Raw genomic sequence first — 21,214 nt, 5'->3', positions numbered from 1 at the left:
GCACTGACACATGGCCTCCGTCGAGCCGCCCCCAGCCAATCCCGGATATCCGAAAGCCTGTTCCGGAGGGAGAGGGGGACGGTGGCCGAGCCGCGACGACCGTCCCACCACACACGACTCAGGCGTCCCGCCTCCGAAGGCTCCACCAGCCCGCGAACAGTGATATCCCGGCCCACCCACCGGTCACCGCCAGCCCTGTCCAGGGGCCAAGGGGCCCTTCCGGATCCTGGTGGAGCACCAACTGGCCCGCCTGGGAGGGAAGATAGCGGGCCAGGTCTCCCGCGATGTCTCCGACCACGAAGGAGACGAGCAGTATGAAGGGGATCAGCAGACCGAGCACCGCGACGGCGCTGCGGAGCACGGTCGTCAAGCCCGCGGCGAACAGCGCCATGAGCGCGAGGTAGACACCACCGCCGAACACGGCGCGGAGGGATCCGGGGTCCCCCAGCCCTGTCGCACGGTCGCCCATGAAACTCTGTCCCACGAGAAACGCGGCGAAACTGGTGACCAGCCCGACGGCGAGGGCAAGTCCTGCGATGACCACCATCTTGGCCCCGTAGAACAAGCCTCGTCGCGGAACGGCCGAGAGCGACGTGCGCAATGCACCGTTCAGGAACTCCGAGGACAGCGCGGTGGCCCCGAATCCGATGGCTGCGATCTGGGCGAAGTTCATTGCGTAGAAGGCGGAGTAGAGCGGCTCGTAGCCGACGCGGTCCGCCTCTGCCTGTCCCACGGTGGCGAAGACCAGCACCGTGACGACCAGTGTGACGGCGAATACCGCGATGAGTGCCCCCAGGACGGACCGCACCGACCTGATCTTGATCCATTCGGAGTGCAGTACCGAAGCCATCGACATGCTCACGATGATCAGACCTCCTGTCGTGCGGCGGGGGACACCGCACTGGCACATTCCGATGCGTCCGCGGTGAGGCCGAGATAGGCCTCTTCCAAGGTCGGCTGCACATCGCTGAGTTCGAGAAGAGGGACGGCTTCGGCTGCGGCCACCAGGCCGACCTCCTCCGCCGTGGCCCCCGCGATCGTCCAGGACCCGTCGTCACTCTGCACGGGCGCGTACCGCTTGCGGATCAGGGCGTCGCGGAGCCGGGACGCCTCGCTGGTACGGACCCGGGCCCCTGGCCGGCTGCGAGAGTCGAGGAACTCCCGCATCGGCAGGTCAGCGAGCAGCCGGCCCCGTCCGAGGACGATCAGGTGGTCGGCGAAGGAAGAGGTCTCGTTCATCAGGTGGCTGGAGACCAGGACGGTGCGGCCCTCACGAGCCATGCCGCGCATCAGCTCACGGATCCATACGATCCCTTCCGGATCCAGCCCGTTCGACGGTTCGTCCAGCATCACCACGTCCGGCTCACCCAGCAGTGCCGCCGCGATACCGAGCCGTTGCCGCATGCCCAGTGAGAACGTCTTGATCCGCCGTCCTCCGACCGCTGCCAGCCCGGTCTCCTCGAGGACCTTCTCGACCCTGCCGGCGGCTATGCCGTTGCTCGCGGCGAGAACGAGCAAGTGGCTGCGTGCGGTGCGGGAACCGTGAGCTGCCTGGGCGTCGAGCAGAGCGCCCACCCGACCCAGCGGATTCCCGAGCGCGGCGTACGGCCGCCCTCCGATGGTGGCAGTGCCGGACGTGGGCCGGTCGAGGCCGAGAATGAGCCGCATGGTGGTGGACTTGCCCGCTCCGTTGGGGCCGAGGAACCCTGTCACCCGTCCTGGTCCCACGCTGAACGAGAGCCTGTCCACGGCGCGGGTGGCCCCGTAGTCCTTGGTGAGTTCGTGCACGTCGATGCTGGTCATGTGTCGAGCCTGGCTCGCGGCCCCGGTCTGCCGCCTCCCTCGCGAGGGTGGATCATCTCCCTCGCTCGGGGGAGCCGCCCTCCGCCCGGCGCTGGCACGATGGCGACATGCGCCACCTTCTCCGACCGCTGGCCGCTCCCGTCACCTACAGCCGCTGGCTGCACCTCCTGATCCCGTCCACCGTCGTCAGCCTGTGGATGTTCATCTCCGTCGACACTCCATGGATGCCCTGCGTCTTCGCGGTTCCGGTCGGGCTGCTGCCGGCGATCCGTCTCGCCGAAGGGGTGCAGGCGCAGCTTCTCCTCACGCCCGGAGAACGCGGACGGGCGGACGCGTCGATCTCCGCCGCACCGTCGGTCACATGGGCCGACCGCTGGCGAACCGTTGTCTGGCTCGAGGTCAGGCTGCTGCTCGCGGCCGCGGCGGGGTTCGTCACCGTCTGGCTGTCGGCGACGACGTACGACCTCGTCAGTTTTTCGGTCGGAGCGAGACCGAGCTTGGACTGGCTGACGGGCTTCCTCCAAGCGCGGTGGTTGTGCGCGTTGTTCGTCCCGCTGCCGGTCCTGGCACTCCTCGGGCTGGTCGTCCTGTGCGGCGAAGTGGCGACGGCGGCCGCCCGCGGCCTGCTGGGACCCTCACCGACCGAGCGGATGACCGCTCTGGAGGAGCGCACGGAGCAGTTGCTGGAGCGCAACCGGATCGCGCGCGAGATTCACGATTCGATCGGGCACGCGCTGACCGTCGCGGTGGTCCAGGCAGGGGCTGCCAGGACTGCGGGCAGCCCGGAGTTCACCGCACGGGCACTCGCCGCCATCGAGGAGACGGGACGCAACGCGCTGGACGATCTGGAACGCGTCCTGAGGGTGCTGCGTGAGCCGGACCTCCCCTCCAGCGCACGTCCGACCATGGTCGAGGCCGATCGGCTGCTGGAATCGGCCCGCGGCTCCGGTACGAAGATCGACGTGGAGATGACCGGGCCCCTGGCTCTGGTTCCCGGCCCGGTGTCCCGGGAGGGCTACCGGATTCTGCAGGAGTCGCTCACCAACGTGCTGCGTCACGCCGGCCCGGTTCCCGTACGGGTGAGGATCGCGGTGGAGGAGGAACGGCTGGAGCTGGAGGTGACCAACCCGTTCCCGGCATCGCCGCACGGCCCTGGCGGTGGCAGTGGGCTACGTGGCATACGGGAGCGGGCCGCCCTCATGGGCGGCAAGGCCAGGACCGGTCCGCACGAAGGGGAGTGGAGGGTGCACGCGAGTCTCCCGCTGGACCACATACGCTGACGGGATGCCGGTAACCGTTCTTCTGGTCGACGACGAGCCCCTGGTGCGCACGGGGCTCCGTGCGGTCCTGGAAGCGCAGCCCGACATCGAGGTGGTGGGTGAGGCGGCCGACGGTGCCGCGGTGATTCCGCTGGTGCGCCAGCTGCGTCCGGATGTCGTCGCGATGGATGTGCGGATGCCGCTGATGGACGGGATCGAGGCCACGCGCGTGGTGCTGCGCACCGTCATGGATCCGCCGAAGATCCTCGTGGTGACCACGTTCGAGAACGACGAGTACGTGTACGAAGCCCTGCGCGCCGGGGCGGACGGGTTCCTGCTCAAGCGTGCCCGTCCGGCCGAGATCGTTCACGCGGTGCGGCTGGTGGCGGAGGGCGAGTCGCTGCTCTTCCCTGCCGCGGTCAGGCAGCTCGCTGCGGCGTACGGCACGAACGAGGCACGGGAGGCGATGGGCCGGGCGGCGCTCACGGAACGAGAAGCGGCGGTCCTCCGGTTGATGGCGCGAGGTCTGTCCAACGCGGAGATCGCCGCCGATCTCGTGGTGGGGGTGGAGACCGTGAAGACACATGTCAGTGCGGTGCTTGCCAAGTTGGGCGCCAGGGACCGCACGCAGGCGGTGATCGCCGCCTACGAGTCCGGGTTCGTGACTCCACGCTGACGAGCCCGCGTCCGGCCTGTGCTGTCCCTCTGCGCGGACCCTGCCCCCAGTCCCTCTGCGCAGACCCGCTGTGCAATCCCCCCGCGCAGTCGCTCCGCGCCATCCTTCCGCGTGGCCCCTCCGGAACATGTGCCCCGGGCCTCGCTCACGGACAGGTTCCGGGACAGGTTCCGCACCAAGCGCGGACCCCGGGTCCGCACGGTCCGCGCCGGCGTTCCGGAGGGGCGCCGTACGGGTTCCGGTTATCTCTCCCCGGGTGCTGGTCGCCGTGGCCTGGGTCAGCGAGTACGATCCGGCAGACACGCGCTCGACCTGGGAGGACACACGGTGGGACGGTTGACCGGTGGGGACCCGTCTCTGCTGCGGAGGATCAACTCCGCGGTGGTCCTCCACGCGCTGCGCGGAGCGGATTCGCCCACGCTCACGGATCTCACCCGGATCACGGGACTGTCGCGTCCCACGGTCGAAGGCGTCGTCGAAGGGCTCTTCGGGGCGGGCCTCGTGGTGGAGGCGCTCCCCGACGAGAGTGGGACCAGGCGCCAGGGCCGCCCCGCGAGGCGGTTCCGGTTCCGTGCCGAGGCCGGATATCTGCTGGGCGTCGAGATCGGCTCGCACCGCGTCTCCGCCCTCCTGTCCGGTCTGGACGGCCGTATCGTCGGCGCCGCCTCACGCGACGTGTCCGAGACCTTGAGCGCGGACGACCGGATCGACCAGGTCCGAGGCGTGATCGCCGATGTGCTGAGGCGCACGGGCGTGGCACGGAGCAGCCTGCGCGCGGTGGGAGTCGGCAGTCCCGGCATCGTCGAGGCCGACGGCACCGTACGCCTGGGCACGGCGCTGCCGGACTGGACGGGGCTGGCGCTCGGCGAGAGGCTGCGGCGTTCGTTCCGATGCCCCGTCCTCGTGGAGAACGACGCCAACGCCGCAGCGGTGGCCGAGCACTGGAAGGGTTCGGCCACCGAGTCGGACGACATCGTCTTCGTCCTGGCGGGCCTGAGCCCGGGCGCGGGTTCGCTGATCGGCGGGCGGTTGCACCGCGGCTTCGGCGGCGCGGCCGGGGAGATCGGCGCCCTGCATCTGCTGGGCCGCGACGTCACACCGGAGCATCTGCTCTCCACGACGGACACCCCTCTGGATCCCTTGGACGAGCACGCCGTCGCCGCCGTCTTCGCCAAGGCCAAGGACGGCGACGCCGGTGCGCAGGCCGCGATGGCGCGGTTCATACAGCGGCTCGTCCACGACGTCGCGGCTCTCGTCCTGGCACTCGATCCGGAGCTCGTCGTGATCGGCGGGTGGGCCGCCGGTCTGGACGGTGTCCTCGATCCGCTCCGTGAGGAACTCGCCCGCTACTGTCTGCGGCCGCCCCGGGTCACCCTCTCCCTCCTCGGGGAGGCGGCCGTCGCCACCGGGGCGCTGCGGCTGGCGCTCGACCACGTCGAGGAGGAGCTCTTCGCCGTCGAGGGAACAGTGACGGCCCGCCGCTGAGAGCGACGGGCCGTCAGGGGGAACGAACCCGCGGTGCGGTCGGAGCGCGGCGCCGACCGGGCAGGGGCGCAGGGAGCAGGGGGCAGGAACCGCCCCGGTCCGGAGGCCGCCGACGTGGCCGTCTTGCGCCCCGGTGGAGTCAGGAAGCCTTGCACTCCTGCTCGTCGTGGCTGATCTCCAGCGCTCCGGTATCCCCGAAGGTGAGCCGGCAGGTGTCGGCCCGGTAGGTAGCGACGGAGACCGCGGCCGTGCCGACGACGGAGAAGTACCGGGTCGTGACGACGAGAACCGGAGCGCCGGGAAGCCGGTCGAGCTCCTTGGCGTCGTCCGCACGGGCGGACCCGAGCTCGACGGAGCGGTCCTGCCCGTCGAGGCCGACGCGGTGCAGTTCCCTCAGCACGCTCCTGGCCCGGGCGGGCCCGGACGGAGCTTCGATGGCGGAGAGTTCGGGCACCGATGACGTCGGGACGTACAGGAGCTCCGCTGCCACGGCCTGCCCCTGGGCCACACGGATGCGGCGCACCACGTGCACGACCTCACCGGCGTCCGCGTCGAGCATTGCGGCCACCGCGGCGGGAGGGGTCGCGGTCGTGCACTCGACCGGCTGCCATGCCTCGGAGGTGTCATCGCCCGCCCAGCCGTGCTGAGCGGTGGCGACGGCCACTCCGACCCGGGGCGGGGCGACGGTCGTGCCGACACCCCGGCGCCGCTGCAGCCGTCCTTCGAGTTCGAGCTGCTCCAGCGCCTGGCGGAGCGTTGCCCTGGCGACACCGAATCGCGCCGCGAGATCCCGCTCGTTGGGCAGGACCTCCCCCACCGCGAAGTCCGAGTCGAGTGCCTCACTGAGCACGGTCTTGAGGTGCCAGTACTTCGGCTCCTGCACCGATTCCAGCTGCGTGGTCCCCACCCTGTCCTCCGCATCCGCCCGGTGGCATCTTCCGCGACGTTATTTATTAAAGGTTCCTGCCTTATCGTTCAGACCTTAGGACGGCGAACCACCTTGGTCAAGACCAATCCTCATCCCGTGACACTGCGAAACAGCCCGCTGGCGCAGAGCGTTCACGGAACGTTCGCGCGACTGTGAACCCGGGCAACACGAAGCCCCACGGCGGACATCTTCCGTGGGGCCGACGTGGGAAGTTCGAGGAGCGAGTGGTGTGCGCGGGACTCGGGGAGCTCACGGAGGTCGTCGCACACGCAGGGTGTGCGCGGAGGGCGAGGCCGGGAGCGGGCAGGCTCCCGCTCCGCCGCTAACCCATCCGAATCCCGGCCAGCTTGTCCGGGTTGCGGATGACGTAGACGCATCGGATGACGCCGCCGCCCACGTCCAGCTGGAAGACCGTGTCCACCTTTCCGTCCAGGCTGACCACCAGGGCGGGACCGCCGTTGAGCTCCATGGTCGTCACCTCCGTGCCGGCAGGGATCTCGTGGCCCACGGCCAGCAGGAAGCGGCCCACCTTGTCCGCGCTCTCGACGATCCGTCGGGGGGCCTTCGCCCTGCCCCCGCTGTCACCGACGAGCCGCACGTCGGGAGCCAGGATCGCGAGCATCCGGTCCAGGTCGCCGCCGGAGGCGGCGGCAAGGAAGCGTTCCGTGAGGTCGCGCCGCACGGCCGGATCCACCTCGTACCGCGGCTTGCGCTCCTCCACATGGCGCTTGGCACGGCCGGCGAGCTGCCGGACCGCGGCCTCGGACCGGTCGAGAGCGGCGGCGATCTCCGCGTACGGGAAACCGAAGGCCTCGCGCAGGACGAAGACCGCACGCTCGAGCGGGGAGAGGCTTTCGAGGACGACGAGGACGGCGAGGGACACGGAGTCGGCGAGCACCGCGTGCTCCGCGGAATCGGGGACGGCCCCGAACCGCGTGACCACCGGTTCGGGCAGCCAGGGCCCCACGTACGCCTCCCGCCTGGACCGCAGATGACGCAGCCGGTCCACGGCCAGGCGCGTGGTGATCCGCACGAGGAAGGCGCGTGGTTCCCGCACGTCCCCGCGCTCGGCCGAGGACCAGCGCAGCCAGGCGTCCTGCACCACGTCCTCCGCGTCGGCGACGCGGCCGAGCATGCGGTAGGCGACCCCCGAGAGGAAGGGCCGGTGTTCTTCGAAGAGGTCGGTCACGGCGTCTGCAGTCACCCGCCCATCCCAGCCGACGCGCCCGTGGGTGTCCAGCGGGAATGGCACCGGCCCCTTGAACCGCAAGCTACCCGGCGGTAATCATGGTGGACGAAGCGTCCCACTCTCCGACGTCCAGTCCGGCAGGTCCGTCCCGAGGAGCATCATGACCGCTACGGTCTCGTTCGCCGTCGACTCCCCCGCCGCCGGCCGTCGTACCGTCGAGGTGGCGTACGAACGGTCGGGCACCGGAGCGCCGTTGGTGCTGCTGCACGGCATCGGTCATCACCGTCAGGCCTGGGATCCGGTCCTGCGGATCCTGGCGGCGGAGCGGGATGTCATAGCCGTCGACCTGCCCGGATTCGGCGCCTCGCCCGCACTGCCGGACGGGCTCACGTACGACCTGGGGACCATGGTGCCCGTGCTCGGCGCGTTCTTCGACGCGCTCGGCGTGGTGCGCCCGCATGTGGCCGGCAACTCCCTGGGAGGCCTGCTGGCACTGGAGTTGGGCCGGGAGAAGCTGGTGCGTTCGGTGACGGCGCTCTCCCCCGCGGGGTTCTGGACGCGGAGTGAGCGCCGCTACGCGTTCGGAGTGCTGCGGGCGATGCGCGGAGCCGCGCTCTCGATGCCGATGCCGATGATCGAGCGGCTCTCGAAGAGCTCACCGGGCCGCACCGCGCTGACCAGCACCATCTACGCCCGCCCCGGCCGCCGTTCGCCCGACGCGGTCGTGTCCGAGACGGTCGCTCTGCGCGAGGCCACCGGATTCCGGCAGACTCTCGAGGCGGGTCTGACCGTCGCGTTCACCGATGACGTGCCGGACATGCCCGTGACCGTCGCGTGGGGCGTGAAGGACCGTCTCCTCCTGCGCCGGCAGGGCGTCAGGGCGAAGCAGGTCATCCCGGGTGCCCGTCTCGTCCGCCTTCCCGCCTGCGGCCACGTCCCGATGAACGACGACCCCGCCGCCGTGGCGCGGGTCATCCTCGACACCAGCCGCTGACGTCCCCTGCCCGCCACGGTCCAGGACACCCGAGCCCAGCACGACCCCCAGACCCACCAGGAGGCTTCCCGCACCCTGGCCCGGACCGTACGTCCCCGTGCCGACCAGGGGTGCGGTCAGCGCGGCGGACACGGGGATCAGTCCGGAGAAGAGGGTGGCGCGCTCGGCGCCGATGCGCCGCATACCGCTGTACCAGCACACGAAGCCGACGACGGTGACCACCACCGCCTGCCAGACCAGTGCGAGCGCCTCCACCTGGGTCGGCACCCGGAGGAAGCCTCCCCCGTCGAGCAGGACGCCGAGCAGTACCGACTCCACGGCCGCGACGGCGCACACGGCAGCGGACAGCAACTGGGGCCCCAAGGGGCGTAGCAACGGCACGGCGAGGACCGCGAAGCCGACCTCCCCGCCGAGGGCCCCCACCGAGTAGAGGACTCCCGCCAGGTCGGTCCTGCCCCAGCCCTGGACGGTGAACGCCCCGAGGGCCACCAGAGCCGCCGCGCACATGACCGCCCGGGCGGGACGGCGTCCTTCCAGGGCCGGGACGAGGACGCCGACGACGATGGGCGCGCAGCCGACGAGCACCCCCGGTACCGCGGGTTCCGCCGTGCGCTCCGCCGCCAGGACCGCACAGTTGAAGCCGACCATTCCGACGGCGGCGAGGACTCCCAGCCGGCCCCACTGCCGCCGGGTGAACATCGCCGGGGACACAGCGGGCCGGCTACCCCCGCCCAGGCGCAGAAGCGGCAGGAGCAGCAGCGCCGCGAGACCGTACCGGAGCGCCTGACCACCCGCCCAGGGGTAGTCACCGAGGACACTGTTCGCCGTGAAGGAGGCACCGACCAGAGTGCAGGCGAAAGCCGCGAGAAGGGCTCCGCGCAAGGAGGTTGCGTTCATGAGGGCGACGCTAGATTCCGGCACGGTCCGGTTTAAGGTCCACTTCCATGACCTCTTCGGGGACCAATCCAGCGTCCGGCCCGACCTCGGCACAAGGGCTTGCGGACGCGTCCGCCGCCTGGGAACTGCTACTGCCCGCCGCCTCCGTCCCCGTACGCCGGCGAGGGCGCGCGCTGCAGTCGGCCCTCCGCGATGCCGTGCGCTCGGGCCTTCTGCCGGCCGGGACCCGTCTCCCGGCCAGCCGTGAACTCGCCGCCGACCTCGGGGTCTCACGCGGACTGGTGACGGAGGCGTACGAGCAGCTCACCGCGGAGAGCTACCTCCGGTCCGGCCGGGGCGCGGGCACCTGGGTGAGCGGGACGGTGCGGCCGGCCGCACGGACAGCGCGGGATCTGTCACCGCGCGCGCCCGGTGCCCGGGTCGACTTCCGCCCGGGAACCCCGGATCTCGCGCTCTTCCCGCGGAGCGCGTGGGCAACTGCTCACCGCACGGTCATGGACCGCCTTCCGCACAGCGCCCTCGGCTATCCGGACCCGCGTGGCCTGCCGGAGCTGCGTGTGGCGCTGGCGTCCCTGCTCACCAGGCGACGCGGTGTGGTGGCCGATCCGGAGCGGGTGGTGGTCTGTTCCGGCGTGGCACAGGCGACGGCCCTGCTCGGGTTCGTCCTGCGCGGGCGCGGTGCGAGCACCGTCGGTGCCGAGGACCCCGGCAGTCCCGAACACGCCTCGCTCTTCGCCTCCACCGGCCTGACGACGGTCCCCCTTCCGCTGGACGACGAGGGCCTGGCCGTGGAGCCACTCCTGCGCTCCGGCGTCCGCGCCGTCGTCACCACCCCGGCTCATCAGTTCCCCACCGGAATCGCGTACTCCGCCGATCGGCGCGGGGTCCTGCTCGACTGGGCCCGCAGCATCTCGGGGGTGATCATGGAGGACGACTACGACGGCGATTTCCGCTACGACCGGGCACCGGTCGGGGCGCTGCAGGGCCTGGACCCGGAGCACGTCGTGTACACCGGCTCGGTCAGCAAGTCACTGGCGCCCGGTCTGCGCCTCGGCTGGCTGATCGCTCCGGCGTCCATGACCGACGAGATCGTCGCCCGCAAGCGGACCATGGACCTCGGCAATCCGTCGGTCGACCAGGCGGTTCTCGCGGACTTCGTCGCCGGCGGTGGCTACGACCGGCAGCTGCGCCGCTGCCAGCGCGCGTACCGGGAGCGCCGGGACGCCCTGACGGGCGCACTGGCCGCGTACTTCCCCGGGACGGAGGTCAGCGGGATCTCCGCGGGTCTGCACATCATCGCCCGCCTGCCCGAACGGTGCGGCCCACAGGACGACTTCCTGCGCAGGGCGACCGCCGCGGGCATCGCCCTGCGTCCGCTGAGCCAGTGCACGGCGGACCGCACGGACGACGGCACGGTCCGTCTGGTGCTCGGCTACGCGCATCTGACGCCCGCGGCCCTCGAGCACGGTGTCCGGCTGCTGTCCGATGCGGTCCGGAAGGTCCGGCCCGCCGGGGAGTAGGAGCGGGTCGCCGGGGCGAAGGAACGGCCCGGCCCTGTTGTTCATCTGCGGTTGGGGTGCCCGCCGCTGCCGGGGACTAGGCATGGGCTCACAACCAGCCTGTACGGAACCGCTGTTCCGGCAGCCCCGCTCCCCCCTGGAGGCGCATCGATGTCGAACCCGCCGCTCGTCCCCGCCCCGGGCCGCCGGTCCGTCCTGCGCGGCTCGCTCCTCGCCTCGGCCGCTGTTGCGGCGCCCGCGGCGTTCGCCACCGCGCCGGCGTTCGCCCTGTCGGGCCGGCCGAGCGCGTCGTGGGGGGTCCAGGTGGGCGATGTGACGGCGTCGTCGGCCCTGGTGTGGGTGCGCTCCGACCGTCCGGCCCGGATGACGGTCGAGACGTCCGCGACCGAGTCCTTCCGCCGTGCCCGGACCTGGCACGGTCCACTGGTCGGGGCCGGGACGGACTTCACCGGGACGACCGTGCTGCACGGGCTGCCGGCAGGTGAGCAGGTGCACTACCGGGTCACGCTCGCCGACCCGCACGACCCCCGCCGCACCGGCAGGCCGGTGTACGGAACCTTCCGCACGGCCCCCGCGGGCCGCCGGGACGGGGTGCGGTTCCTCTGGTCGGGCGACATCGCGGGACAGGGCTGGGGCATCAACCCCGACATCGGCGGCTACCGGGTGTACGACGAGATGCGCCGTCTGGACCCGGACTTCTTCCTGTGCAGCGGCGACAACATCTACGCGGACGGGGTGCTGGAGCCCAGCGTGACGCTGCCCGACGGCCGGATCTGGCGCAACATCACGACCCCGGAGAAGTCGAAGGTCGCCGAGTCCCTGGACGAGTACCGCGGGAACTTCCGGTACAACCTGCTCGACGACAATCTGCGGGCGTTCAACGCACAGGTACCCTCCCTCGTCCAGTGGGACGACCACGAGGTGCGCAACAACTGGTACCCGGGGCAGATCCTCGACGACGTCCGGTACACCGAGAAGAACGTGGACCGGCTCGCCGCGCGGTCGATGCGGGCGTTCCGCGAGTACTTCCCCGTGCCCACACTGCGGGCCGCACCGGACGAGCGGCGCATGCACCGCGTCGTTCGGCACGGTCCGCTGCTCGATGTGTTCCTGCTGGACATGCGGTCGTTCCGCAACGCCAACTCCCCCGGCCGGCAGCCCGACGACACCACGGGCATCCTCGGTGCCGAGCAGCTGGGATGGCTCAAGCGCGAGCTGTCGCGGTCACGTGCGGTGTGGAAGGTGATCGCCGCCGACATGCCTCTGGGCCTGGTGGTGCCCGACGGAGCAACGGACTTCGAGGCGGTCGCGCAGGGCGACCCGGGCGCGCCGTTGGGCCGGGAGCTGCAGATCGCCGAGCTGCTGCGCCACATCAAGCACCGGCGGATCACCGGGACCGTCTGGCTGACGGCCGATGTGCACTACACCTCCGCTCAGCACTACTCCCCCGGGCTGGCCGCCTTCAAGGACTTCTCGCCGTTCTGGGAGTTCGTCTCGGGGCCGCTGGCGGCGGGCGGCTTCCCCGCCAACGCGCTGGACGGCACGTTCGGCCCGGAGCGGGTCTTCGTACGGGCACCGGACCGGGCGAACGTGTCCCCCATGGAGTCGCCGCAGTTCTTCGGCGAGGTGGACATCGACGGCGGGAGCGGGGAGCTGACCGTACGGCTCCGGGCGCAGGGCGGCACGGTCCTGTTCAGCAAGGTGCTCCAGCCCGGACGCACCGGGCAGTGAGCCCACGTGCGTCCCGCTCCTGAACTCTGCGGACGGTGAGCCCGCCCCGCCCGGTTCCGGGGCACCTGGGGCAGCCGCCGTTCACGGTCCCCGTCGGCATGCCCTTACGGGGCCGCGAAAAGGTGCTCAAGGCGACCGGATCCACACGTAACCCATCAGTCACAATCCGTTCGTGACCAGGCAACACCGTTCGGTCACAGTGAAGACATGACTGATGTGACATCCGCGAAGAGTGCCCGCCGTCCGCACCACTGGCGGCGGGACCTGATCGAGCTGGCAGCCCTCTTCACGGCGGTGGCCGTGGCCGACGCGATCGCCAACCTGATCGGGCACCAGCCCGACGGCCCCTCTCTGCTCATCGCCTCGGCCGTGGCCCTGGTCGCCACGGCGGCGTTCCACACCTGGTGGGCACGACGGCACAGCCACGCGCCGCCTCCGGACACCGATACCGGCGCCGGCCCGGGGCTTCCCTCCGCGGACGAGCCGGCCGAGACGGTGCTGTGGCGGATGCGGACGACCGTGCAGGACGCGCCCGGGACCCTGGCCGCCCTCTGCACCGCGCTGGCCCGTCACCGCATAGACATCCTCACCCTGCAGACCCACCCGCTGGCCGAGGGCACCGTCGACGAGTTCCTGCTCCGCGCTCCCGTGTCGCTGCCGGCCCAGCAGCTCACCCGGGAGATCTCCGAGGCGGGCGGTACGTCGACCTGGATCGAACGCGCCGACGCGCACGACCTGGTGGACACGCCCACCCGGGTCCTCGGGCTCGCCACACGCACCGCGCTGGACGCCGCCGAGCTCCCCCTGGCACTGCGCCAGCTCCTGGGCCGGTGCACCATCCACTCGCTGCCCGCCCTGTCGATCACCGGCCGGCCCACCGGGGAGAGTGCTCCGGTGGAGGGTGTCCTCGAGGACACCGTGATGAGGCTGCGCGATCCCTCGGGCGGTGTCATCACCGTCGAGCGCCCCTATCTCCCGTTCACTCCGACCGAGTTCGCCCGCGCCCGGGCCCTGGTCGAGCTCGACGCACGGCTCGGCCCGCGCGTGCCCCGCAGCGAGGACGTCCTCACCCTGCCCGAGGGCAACGAGATCACGGTCCGCCGCGCGGACCGGAGCGACCTCGACGCCGCCGTCGCCATGCACGACCGCTGCTCCGAGCAGACCCTGGGCCTGCGCTACCACGGACCGGTCCGTGACGCCGACCGTTATCTGGACCACCTCCTGAGCCCGCGCTTCGGCCGCACCCTAGCCGTACAGACGGCCTCCGGCCGGATGGTGGCGCTCGGTCATCTGCTCTGGGACGGCGACGAGACCGAGGTGGCCCTCCTCGTCGAGGACGACTGGCAGCGCCGCGGCATCGGTTCCGAGCTGCTCAGCCGCCTGGTGACCCTGGCAGTCGAGGCGGGCTGCGAGAGCGTGTACGCGGTGACGCAGGCCCACAACACGGGGATGGTGGCCGCCATGCGGGCGCTCTCGCTTCCTCTCGACTACCAGATCGAAGAGGGCACGCTGGTGATCACGGCCCGACTGGCCGCGGCTCCTGCCCAGCCCCTCGACCGGCCGGCGACCCGGTCGGGGGCGCCGTCGGTGTCACGGCCGCTGCCCCGGGGCGCGCAGGCGGAGCAGCGCTCCGGTCGCTGAGCGCCTGACAGAGATCGGCCCAGAGGTCCTCGACGTCCTCCAGGCCGACCGACATACGCAGCAGACGGTCGCCGACACCCGCGGCCTTCCGGTCTCCCTCACCCACGATGCGGTGGCTGATGGAGGCCGGATGCTGGATGAGGGTGTCCACGCTGCCGAGGCTCACGGCGGGCGTGATCAGCCGGACTCCGGCGATGATCCTGTGAGGGTCCCCGAACACCTCGAAGGACACCATCGCCCCTCCGATCTCCGGGTAGTGCACCCGCGCGACACGGGGGTCCGCCGAGAGCCTGCGGGCCAGCTCCGCCGCGGACGCGGAGGCGGCACGGATCCGCACCGGAAGCGTCGACAGCCCGCGCAGCAGCAGATATCCGGCCATCGGGTGGAGTACGCCGCCGGTGGCGAAGCGCACCTGCCGCAGGGTCGCCGCGAACTCCTCGTCGCAGGCGACGACGCCGCCCATCACATCGCCGTGACCGCCCAGGTACTTGGTGGCGCTGTGCAGCACGATCCGGGCACCGTGTTCGAGCGGCCGCTGCAGCACGGGGGTGGCGAAGGTGTTGTCGACCAGGAGCGGCACCGAGCCGCAGGAGTGCGCCACGGCCCGGATGTCGAGTTCGGCGAGCGTCGGGTTGGCGGGCGTCTCGACCATCACCAGACCGGTGTCCGGGCGGATCGCGTCCGCGACACCCGCCGGATCCGTCCAGGTCACCTCGGTGCCCAGCAGGCCGGCGCCCAGGAGGTGGTCGCTGCATCCGTAGAGCGGACGCACCGCGACCACATGCCGCAGCCCCAGGCTCGCGCGGGCCAGCAGGACGGCGGTGAGCGCCGCCATACCGCTGGCGAAGGCGACCGCGGAGGCGGCGCCTTCCAGCCGGGCCAGCGCCGTTTCGAATCGGCCCGTCGTCGGATTGTCCAGCCGCGCGTACACGGGCGGCCCGTCGGGGCGGGCTCCGGTGGCGGCGAAGGCGTCGATGCGCGCGGCCTCGCCCCGGGAGTCGTACGAGGGATAGGTGGTGGAGAGGTCGATCGGCGCGGCGTGCAGACCGAGAGAGGCGAGATCGTCGCGTCCGGCGTGCACCGCTTCGGTGGCGAGGGCCCTGGACCGGAAGGAGGGCTGGGATGTCAGCGAGGAGGCTTCGGTGTCCATGCCACCAGACTGAACAGTGACCGGCTGATGGCGGTGTGAAGCCGTGCTACGTTCGCCATATGTCTGAATCCGTCGCACTGGATCCGGTCGATCTGCATATTCTGCGTCTCCTGCAGAACGATGCGCGGACGACGTACCGGGAGCTCGCCGCCGAGGTCGGGGTGGCCCCGTCCACCTGTCTGGACCGCGTGGCGCGGCTGCGCCGCTCGGGCGTGATCCTCGGACACCGCCTGCGGCTCGACCCGGCGCGGCTCGGCCGCGGCCTGGAGGCGCTGCTGCTGGTCCAGGTCCGGCCGCACCGCAGGGAGCTCATCGGTCCGTTCGTCGAACGGATCAGGGCGCTCCCGGAGTCCCGGGCGTTCTTCCATCTCACCGGGCCCGACGACTACCTGGTGCATGTGGCCGTCTCGGACCCGACGGACCTGCAGCGTCTGGTGCTCGACGAGTTCACCTCACGCCGGGAGGTGGCACGCGTGGAGACCCGGTTGATCTTCCAGCAGTGGGAATGCGGCCCGCTGATGCCGCCCACGGCGCACGCCCGGAATCCCGCCGACTCCACGGAGCCACGTCCCGACTCCTCGGCGCCGTAGGGGATCTTCCCGGCCGAAGTCCCGTTCCCTCGTGACGTAAGGGCCCTCGGCGTACGAGGATGTCCACATGTCAGACACATCGAGCAGCGCACTGCCGCGCCAGGTCGCCGACGCCTACGTCGACGCATACATCGAACTCGACCCGATCACCGGTACCTATCTCGGTGTCGCGGAAAGCTCCCGTCGGCTGCCCGATTTCTCGCCCGCCGGTCAGGCCGCCATGGCCGCCCTGATCCGCAGCACCCTCTTGGAACTGGACGCCGCGGAGCAGGTCCCGGGCGCGGAGACCGACGAGGAGAGGCGTTGCGCACGGCTGCTGCGGGAGCGCCTGACGGCCGAGCTCGCCGTCATCGAAGCCGAGGAGGGGCTGCGGGCCGTCTCCAACATCCACTCTCCCGCGCACAGCCTCCGTGACGTGTTCTCGGCGACGCCCACGGCGACGGACGAGGACTGGGCGGCGGTCGTGGACCGTCTGCGTGCGGTTCCGGACGCACTCGAGGGGTACCGCGCCTCCCTCGCGCTGGGCCTGGAGCGCAAGCTCCACGGCGGCCCGCGCCCGGCGGCGACGTTCATCGGCCAGCTGGGGACCTGGGCGGGAGAGAACGGCGGCGCCGGGTTCTTCCAGGACTTCGTGGCGGAGGGGCCCGAAGCCCTTCGCGCGGAGCTGGACGGAGCGGCCGGGCAGGCCGCCGCCGCGCTGGTCGCGCTGCGGGACTGGATGAGGGACGTGTACGCCCCCGCGATCGAGGGCGCCCCCGACACCGTCGGCCGGGAACGCTACGCCCGCTGGGCGCGTCAGTTCAACGGCACCGATCTGGACCTCGACGAGGCGTACGCGTACGGATGGTCCGAATACCACCGGCTGCTGGCCGAGATGAAGACCGAGGCGGACAAGATCCTTCCTGGGGCGGGCCCCTGGGAGGCGCTCGCCCATCTCGACGTGCACGGCAAACACGTCGAGGGTGTGGACGAGGTCCGGGTCTGGCTGCAGAGCCTGATGGACGAGGCCATCGAGGCGCTCGACGGAACCCACTTCGAACTCGCCGAGCGGGTGCGGAAGGTGGAGTCCCGGATCGCCCCCGCGGGGGGTGCCGCCGCTCCGTACTACACGGGTCCCTCGGAGGACTTCTCGCGGCCGGGACGCACCTGGCTCCCGACCATGGGCGAGACCCGTTTCCCCGTCTACGACCTGGTGTCCACCTGGTACCACGAGGGCGTGCCCGGCCACCACCTGCAGATCGCGCAGTGGACGCACGTCGCCGACAGCCTGTCGCGCTACCAGGCGTCGGTCGGCCAGGTCAGCGCCAACGCCGAGGGCTGGGCCCTGTACGCCGAGCGGCTCATGGACGAGCTGGGCTACCTGCCCGACGCGGAGCGCCGACTGGGTTATCTGGACGCCCAGATGATGCGTGCCTGCCGCGTGATCGTCGACATCGGCATGCACCTGGAGCTGGAGATCCCCGCGGACTCGCCGTTCCACCCGGGCGAGCGGTGGACGCCGGCTCTGGCCGAGGAGTTCTTCGGCAGCCACAGCGGCCGGCCCGCCGACTTCGTGGAGAGCGAGCTGACCCGCTACCTGTCGATGCCGGGGCAGGCCATCGGCTACAAGCTGGGCGAGCGCGCCTGGCTGCTGGGCCGGGAGAACGCCCGGAAGGCCCACGGCGACGCGTTCGACCTCAAGGCCTGGCACATGGCTGCCCTCTCCCAGGGGTCGCTCGGCCTGGACGACCTGGTGGACGAGCTGTCCAAGCTCTGACGCCGTGGTGCCGGGGGCGTGCCCGCACGCACGCCCCCGGCACCACACTCCCTCCCCGCACGCGGTCCGAAGGACGAACTCCGCATGGCTCCGCCCGGCTTCCTGTTCTGCTGCGACCCGCTGCGGCCGCGGCACCCCGATCCCGAGTTCGCCCGGGAGGCGGCCGCTGCCCGGCGCGCCGGCGCCCGGATCGCCCTGATCGACCACGACGCGCTGCTCGCCGGGGACACGCGGACCGCCGTCGGCCGGGTCGGGCCGGACTCGGGGCCGTACGGCTACCGGGGGTGGATGATTCCGGCGGGTCACTACGGGGAACTGGAGCGCGCCCTCGCCGACCGTGGCTGCTCGCTGCGCACGGGCGCGACCGCCTACCGCACCGCCCATGAACTCCCCGGATGGTACGAGGCGTTCGCCGGTCTCACCCCGAACAGTGTGTGGCGTGCCCTGCCCGCCGGAGGGCCTCCTCCGGACCCCGCCGTCTGGTCCGTCCTCGCCGGGGCTCTCGGCCCGGGCCCCGGCATCGTCAAGGACTTCGTGAAGTCCCGTAAGCATGAGTGGCACGAGGCCTGCTTCGTGCCGGAGTTGGAGGACGGGGAGCGGCTCGCCCGCGTGGTCGGCCGTTTCCTGGAGCTGCAGGGGGAGTTCCTGACCGGCGGAGTGGTGCTGCGGGCGTACGAGTCCTTCGTGCCGGGCGGTGAGGCGCGGGTGTGGTGGGTGGACGGCGAGGCCGTCCGGGTGACGGCTCATCCGGACACGCCCGGCCTGGTGCCGGCGCCCGGACTCGACGCCGTCGGCGAGGCCGTGCGCGCGCTCGGCTGCCGATGGGTGACCACCGACATGGCGCTGCGGGAGGACGGGGCGTGGCGCGTGGTGGAGGTCGGTGACGGTCAGGTCAGCGGTCTGCCGGCCGGTGACGACGGCGCGTGGCTGTTCGCCGCGCTCCTCGCGTCCTGATCCCATTCACCGGCCTCGGCGCGAGGTCCGTGGGGTGCCCCGGACGTGAGCCGTGGGGCCTGCCCGTTCAGCAGCCGCAGTCGCCGGCCTCCGCAGGCGCTGTGAGCGGGTCGGCGGTGCGTCGCTCGGACCCCTCCCAGGTCTCGAAGGCGAACCCCTCGCGTACCCAGTACTCGAATCCGCCGAGCATCTCCTTGACCTGGTAGCCGAGTTCGGCGAGCGCCAGTGCTGCCCGGGTCGCGCCGTTGCATCCCGGCCCCCAGCAGTAGGTGACCACGGGGACGGCCGGGTCCAGGAGTCCGGCCGCCTGCTCGGCGATGAGGGCGGTCGGCAGGTGCACCGCGCCGGGGACGTGCCCCTGGTCCCAGGACGCTGTGGAGCGGGAGTCGAGCACGACGAATCCGGGGGCGCCGCCGCCCTCCAGGGCGTGTGCCACGTCGGAGACGTCCGCGTGGAAGGCGAGCGAGGCACCGAAGTACCGGGCGGCAGCTGCCGGGGAGGCAGGCGGTACCCGGAGAACGGGGCGGGCAGTGGTGAGGGTCTGTGGGGTCATGTCCGGAAATCTACGATCGGTCCACCCCCTCTCGGAAGTGGTGATCCCCGGCACATCACTTGATCCGCAGGGGCTTCCCCTGTTGCCTGGCCTCATGACCGAGTATTCCCCGGACGCCACTGACTGGCGCATCCTCGATGTCCTGCAGCGTGACGGACGCGCGACCTTCGCCGAGCTGGCCCGCGCCGTCGCCATGTCCCCCAGCGCCGTCACCGAACGGGTGCGCCGCCTGGAGGAGGCGGGGGTGATCAGTGGGTACGCCGCGGTGGTGGACCCCGAGCGGCTCGGACTGCCGATCCTCGCCCTCGTACGACTGCGCTATCCGAACGGCAACTACAAGCCGTTCCACGACCTGACGGAGACGACGCCGGAGATCGTGGAGGCCCACCACGTCACCGGGAACGACTGTTTCGTCCTGAAGGTCACCGCCAGGTCCATGCGTCATCTGGAGGAGGTGACGGGGAGGATCGGCGCCCTCGGTTCCGTGACCACCAACGTCGTCTACTCCTCGCCCCTCCCCCGACGGGCGATCAGCCGCTGAGCATGCCGGCGGCCCGGTGGACCACCGCCGACCCCTGCCGCTCCTTCACCACCTCGAGCTGGGCGGGGATGCGGCGTCGCAGGTCGGCCACGTGGCTCACGATGCCGACGCTGCGGTCGCGTTCGCGCAGCGAGTCGAGCACGTCGAGCACCTCGTCCAGCGTCTGGTCGTCCAGGCTGCCGAAGCCCTCGTCGATGAAGAGCGTGTCCAGGCGTACGCCGCCCGCCTCGTCGGTCACCACATCGGCGAGCCCGAGGGCCAGTGCGAGCGAGGCGAAGAAGGTCTCCCCGCCGGAGAGCGTGGCCGTGTCGCGCTCGCGGCCCGTCCAGGAGTCGACGACGTGCAGACCGAGCCCCGCCCTGCGGCCCCCGCTGCGCTCGTCGGAGTGGACCAGCGTGTAGCGCCCCGACGACATCCGCTGGAGACGGGCCGTCGCTGCGGCGGCCACCTGTTCGAGGCGCGCCGCCAGTACGTAGGCCTCCAGCCGCATCTTGCGCTCGTTGTCCGCGGAGGTGCCCGCCGTCAGGCCGGCAAGACGGGCCACCCTTTCGTACTCCTGGCGCCGCGGCCCCAGGGCGCGCACCGCGTCCTCGACACCGCGCGAGAGCCGGCCGAGCTCCTTGACGCGCTCCTGCGCGGAGGCGTGCACGGCGGCGCTGTCCCGCAGGTGCTTCGCGGAGAGCTCGTACGCCTCCTGCGCCGCGTCGGGTGTCGCGGCCGGACGGTCGGCGGCAGTCCGGGCGTCCTCCTCCGCGAGCCGGTCGGCGACCGCTGCGGCCTCCGTCTGCCAGGCGTCGATCCGGTGCTGGAGTTCCCGCTGCGCGGTGTCGCCGAGGAGCTTCGCGGCGGCCGCGCGCGGGGTGTCGAAGCCGGCCCGGAATGCGGCGTCGGCCACCCTGCCGTCGGCCTCTTTGAGCCGCTGCGCCGCGTCCTGCTCGGCGCGGAGCGCCTCTGCCGCGCCGGCGACCAGGCCGGCACGGCGCTCGAGAAGGGCTGTGTGCTCGGCCACGGAGTCACAGGCGCCGCGGGCCGTGACCAGCTCCTCCTCCAGCGCCGCCTGTTCGCGGTCGAGCGCTTCCCGCCGCGAGGTGCGGGCAGCGGCGCGCCGTTCGGCCTGCTGCCGGTCGTCGAGCCGTCCGAGGTGCTCGCGCTCGGCGGTGGCGAGTGCCTCCCTGGCCGCATGCGTTCCCGCGGCCAGGCGGTGTGCGTCCGCGTGCTCCCGGGTCAGGCCGTCGACCGCCGCCTGGAGTGCGGCCACGGAGGCGGGGGCCCGGTCCGCCGGAGCGGGCCCCCCGTCGGCTCCGGTTCCGTGCTCCGGCTCGGCCGACTCCGACCGCGCCGCGGCGAGGCGCTCCCGCACGACACCGAGCTCGCTCTCGGCCGCGGCGCGGGCCCGGTCGGCCCGCTGGTGGGCGGCGAGCGCCTCCTCCTCCGTGGCCCGGTCCACATGGCCGGCCTCGGCGCGGGCCGGCTCCGGGTGCTCGGCCGAGCCGCACACCGTGCAGGCCGTGCCGTCGACGAGCTGACCGGCCAGTTCCGCCGCGATG

The 21,214-nt window shown here is 71.8% G+C and carries 17 protein-coding genes and 2 pseudogenes; 11 read left to right on the top strand and 8 right to left on the bottom strand.

What is annotated here, in order from left to right; genetic code table 11:
- Positions 1 to 118 precede the first annotated feature (118 nt).
- Both B9S57_RS28110 and B9S57_RS28105 read right to left on the bottom strand, forming a co-directional pair.
- The gene (locus tag B9S57_RS28110; protein ID WP_181011505.1) at positions 119 to 856 is read right to left on the bottom strand and encodes an ABC transporter permease; all 738 of its coding nucleotides are present in this window, start codon (positions 854 to 856) and stop codon (positions 119 to 121) included.
- Positions 857 to 867: 11 nt separating this feature from the next.
- Positions 868 to 1,803 (bottom strand): ABC transporter ATP-binding protein, encoded by a 936-nt coding sequence (locus B9S57_RS28105; protein ID WP_103759986.1) that lies wholly within the window; start codon positions 1,801 to 1,803, stop codon positions 868 to 870.
- 107 nt (positions 1,804 to 1,910) lie between these two features.
- On the opposite strand from B9S57_RS28105, the gene B9S57_RS28100 reads away from it, so the two are divergent.
- The 3 genes from B9S57_RS28100 (at position 1,911) to B9S57_RS28090 (ending at position 5,223) form a co-directional block, all read left to right on the top strand.
- Entirely contained in the window at positions 1,911 to 3,083 is a 1,173-nt protein-coding gene (locus tag B9S57_RS28100) for a sensor histidine kinase (protein ID WP_103759985.1), read from the top strand.
- A gap of 4 nt (positions 3,084 to 3,087) precedes the next feature.
- Positions 3,088 to 3,738, top strand: coding sequence for a response regulator transcription factor (locus tag B9S57_RS28095; protein ID WP_103759984.1), 651 nt, complete (start codon positions 3,088 to 3,090; stop codon positions 3,736 to 3,738).
- 327 nt (positions 3,739 to 4,065) lie between these two features.
- Positions 4,066 to 5,223 carry an ROK family protein gene (locus B9S57_RS28090; RefSeq protein WP_103759983.1) on the top strand — a complete coding sequence of 386 codons (1,158 nt, stop codon included), beginning with the start codon at positions 4,066 to 4,068 and terminating at the stop codon, positions 5,221 to 5,223.
- 139 nt (positions 5,224 to 5,362) lie between these two features.
- Here the strand turns inward: B9S57_RS28090 and B9S57_RS28085 are convergent, their stop codons facing one another.
- Both B9S57_RS28085 and B9S57_RS28080 read right to left on the bottom strand, forming a co-directional pair.
- Positions 5,363 to 6,130 carry a GntR family transcriptional regulator gene (locus B9S57_RS28085; RefSeq protein WP_103759982.1) on the bottom strand — a complete coding sequence of 256 codons (768 nt, stop codon included), beginning with the start codon at positions 6,128 to 6,130 and terminating at the stop codon, positions 5,363 to 5,365.
- A 343-nt stretch (positions 6,131 to 6,473) separates the two neighbouring features.
- Positions 6,474 to 7,355: an RNA polymerase sigma-70 factor gene (locus B9S57_RS28080; RefSeq protein ID WP_103759981.1), complete on the bottom strand. Its 882-nt coding sequence runs from the start codon at positions 7,353 to 7,355 to the stop codon at positions 6,474 to 6,476.
- Positions 7,356 to 7,500: 145 nt separating this feature from the next.
- Between B9S57_RS28080 and B9S57_RS28075 the strand changes: the two genes are divergently transcribed.
- On the top strand, positions 7,501 to 8,334 hold the full coding sequence (locus B9S57_RS28075; RefSeq protein ID WP_103759980.1) for an alpha/beta fold hydrolase: 834 nt from the start codon (positions 7,501 to 7,503) through the stop codon (positions 8,332 to 8,334).
- A gap of 96 nt (positions 8,335 to 8,430) precedes the next feature.
- Here B9S57_RS28075 and B9S57_RS28070 read toward each other — a convergent pair.
- Positions 8,431 to 9,231, bottom strand: a pseudogene (locus B9S57_RS28070) (EamA family transporter); the annotation flags it as partial.
- Between the two features lie 47 nt (positions 9,232 to 9,278).
- Here B9S57_RS28070 and B9S57_RS28065 point away from each other — a divergent pair.
- The 3 genes and pseudogenes from B9S57_RS28065 to B9S57_RS28055 form a co-directional block, all read left to right on the top strand.
- Positions 9,279 to 10,751 (top strand): PLP-dependent aminotransferase family protein, encoded by a 1,473-nt coding sequence (locus B9S57_RS28065; RefSeq protein ID WP_103759979.1) that lies wholly within the window; start codon positions 9,279 to 9,281, stop codon positions 10,749 to 10,751.
- 150 nt (positions 10,752 to 10,901) lie between these two features.
- Complete coding sequence (locus B9S57_RS28060) at positions 10,902 to 12,482, top strand: alkaline phosphatase (protein WP_103759978.1); 1,581 nt, start codon at positions 10,902 to 10,904, stop codon at positions 12,480 to 12,482.
- A gap of 216 nt (positions 12,483 to 12,698) precedes the next feature.
- Positions 12,699 to 14,033: pseudogene (locus B9S57_RS28055) on the top strand (GNAT family N-acetyltransferase); the annotation flags it as partial.
- On the opposite strand, the gene B9S57_RS28050 reads toward B9S57_RS28055, so the two are convergent.
- Complete coding sequence (locus tag B9S57_RS28050) at positions 13,999 to 15,273, bottom strand: PLP-dependent aspartate aminotransferase family protein (protein ID WP_103759977.1); 1,275 nt, start codon at positions 15,271 to 15,273, stop codon at positions 13,999 to 14,001. The pseudogene B9S57_RS28055 and the gene B9S57_RS28050 sit on opposite strands and share 35 nt — an antisense overlap.
- A gap of 59 nt (positions 15,274 to 15,332) precedes the next feature.
- On the opposite strand from B9S57_RS28050, the gene B9S57_RS28045 reads away from it, so the two are divergent.
- The 3 genes from B9S57_RS28045 to B9S57_RS28035 all read left to right on the top strand — a co-directional run bounded on the left by B9S57_RS28045 (position 15,333) and on the right by B9S57_RS28035 (position 18,573).
- The gene (locus tag B9S57_RS28045; protein WP_103759976.1) at positions 15,333 to 15,863 is read left to right on the top strand and encodes an Lrp/AsnC family transcriptional regulator; all 531 of its coding nucleotides are present in this window, start codon (positions 15,333 to 15,335) and stop codon (positions 15,861 to 15,863) included.
- Positions 15,864 to 15,930: 67 nt separating this feature from the next.
- Positions 15,931 to 17,619: a DUF885 domain-containing protein gene (locus B9S57_RS28040; protein WP_103759975.1), complete on the top strand. Its 1,689-nt coding sequence runs from the start codon at positions 15,931 to 15,933 to the stop codon at positions 17,617 to 17,619.
- A gap of 84 nt (positions 17,620 to 17,703) precedes the next feature.
- Complete coding sequence (locus tag B9S57_RS28035; RefSeq protein WP_103759974.1) at positions 17,704 to 18,573, top strand: ATP-grasp domain-containing protein; 870 nt, start codon at positions 17,704 to 17,706, stop codon at positions 18,571 to 18,573.
- A 67-nt stretch (positions 18,574 to 18,640) separates the two neighbouring features.
- On the opposite strand, the gene B9S57_RS28030 is transcribed toward B9S57_RS28035, so the two are convergent.
- Positions 18,641 to 19,126 (bottom strand): rhodanese-like domain-containing protein, encoded by a 486-nt coding sequence (locus B9S57_RS28030; protein ID WP_103759973.1) that lies wholly within the window; start codon positions 19,124 to 19,126, stop codon positions 18,641 to 18,643.
- A gap of 94 nt (positions 19,127 to 19,220) precedes the next feature.
- Between B9S57_RS28030 and B9S57_RS28025 the strand changes: the two genes are divergently transcribed.
- Positions 19,221 to 19,667 carry an Lrp/AsnC family transcriptional regulator gene (locus B9S57_RS28025; RefSeq protein ID WP_103759972.1) on the top strand — a complete coding sequence of 149 codons (447 nt, stop codon included), beginning with the start codon at positions 19,221 to 19,223 and terminating at the stop codon, positions 19,665 to 19,667.
- Here the strand turns inward: B9S57_RS28025 and B9S57_RS35955 are convergent.
- Positions 19,657 to 21,214, bottom strand: a 1,558-nt coding sequence (locus tag B9S57_RS35955; RefSeq protein ID WP_308457424.1) for an SbcC/MukB-like Walker B domain-containing protein, incomplete at its 5' end; no start/stop codon positions are given. The two genes, B9S57_RS28025 and B9S57_RS35955, sit on opposite strands and share 11 nt — an antisense overlap.

Origin of the sequence: Streptomyces sp. SM10 (genome assembly GCF_002910915.1) — a bacterium.
Taxonomy (GTDB): domain Bacteria; phylum Actinomycetota; class Actinomycetes; order Streptomycetales; family Streptomycetaceae; genus Streptomyces.
The sequence above is the reverse complement of the archived record's forward strand: the minus strand, read 5'-3'. Positions and strand labels throughout refer to the sequence as shown.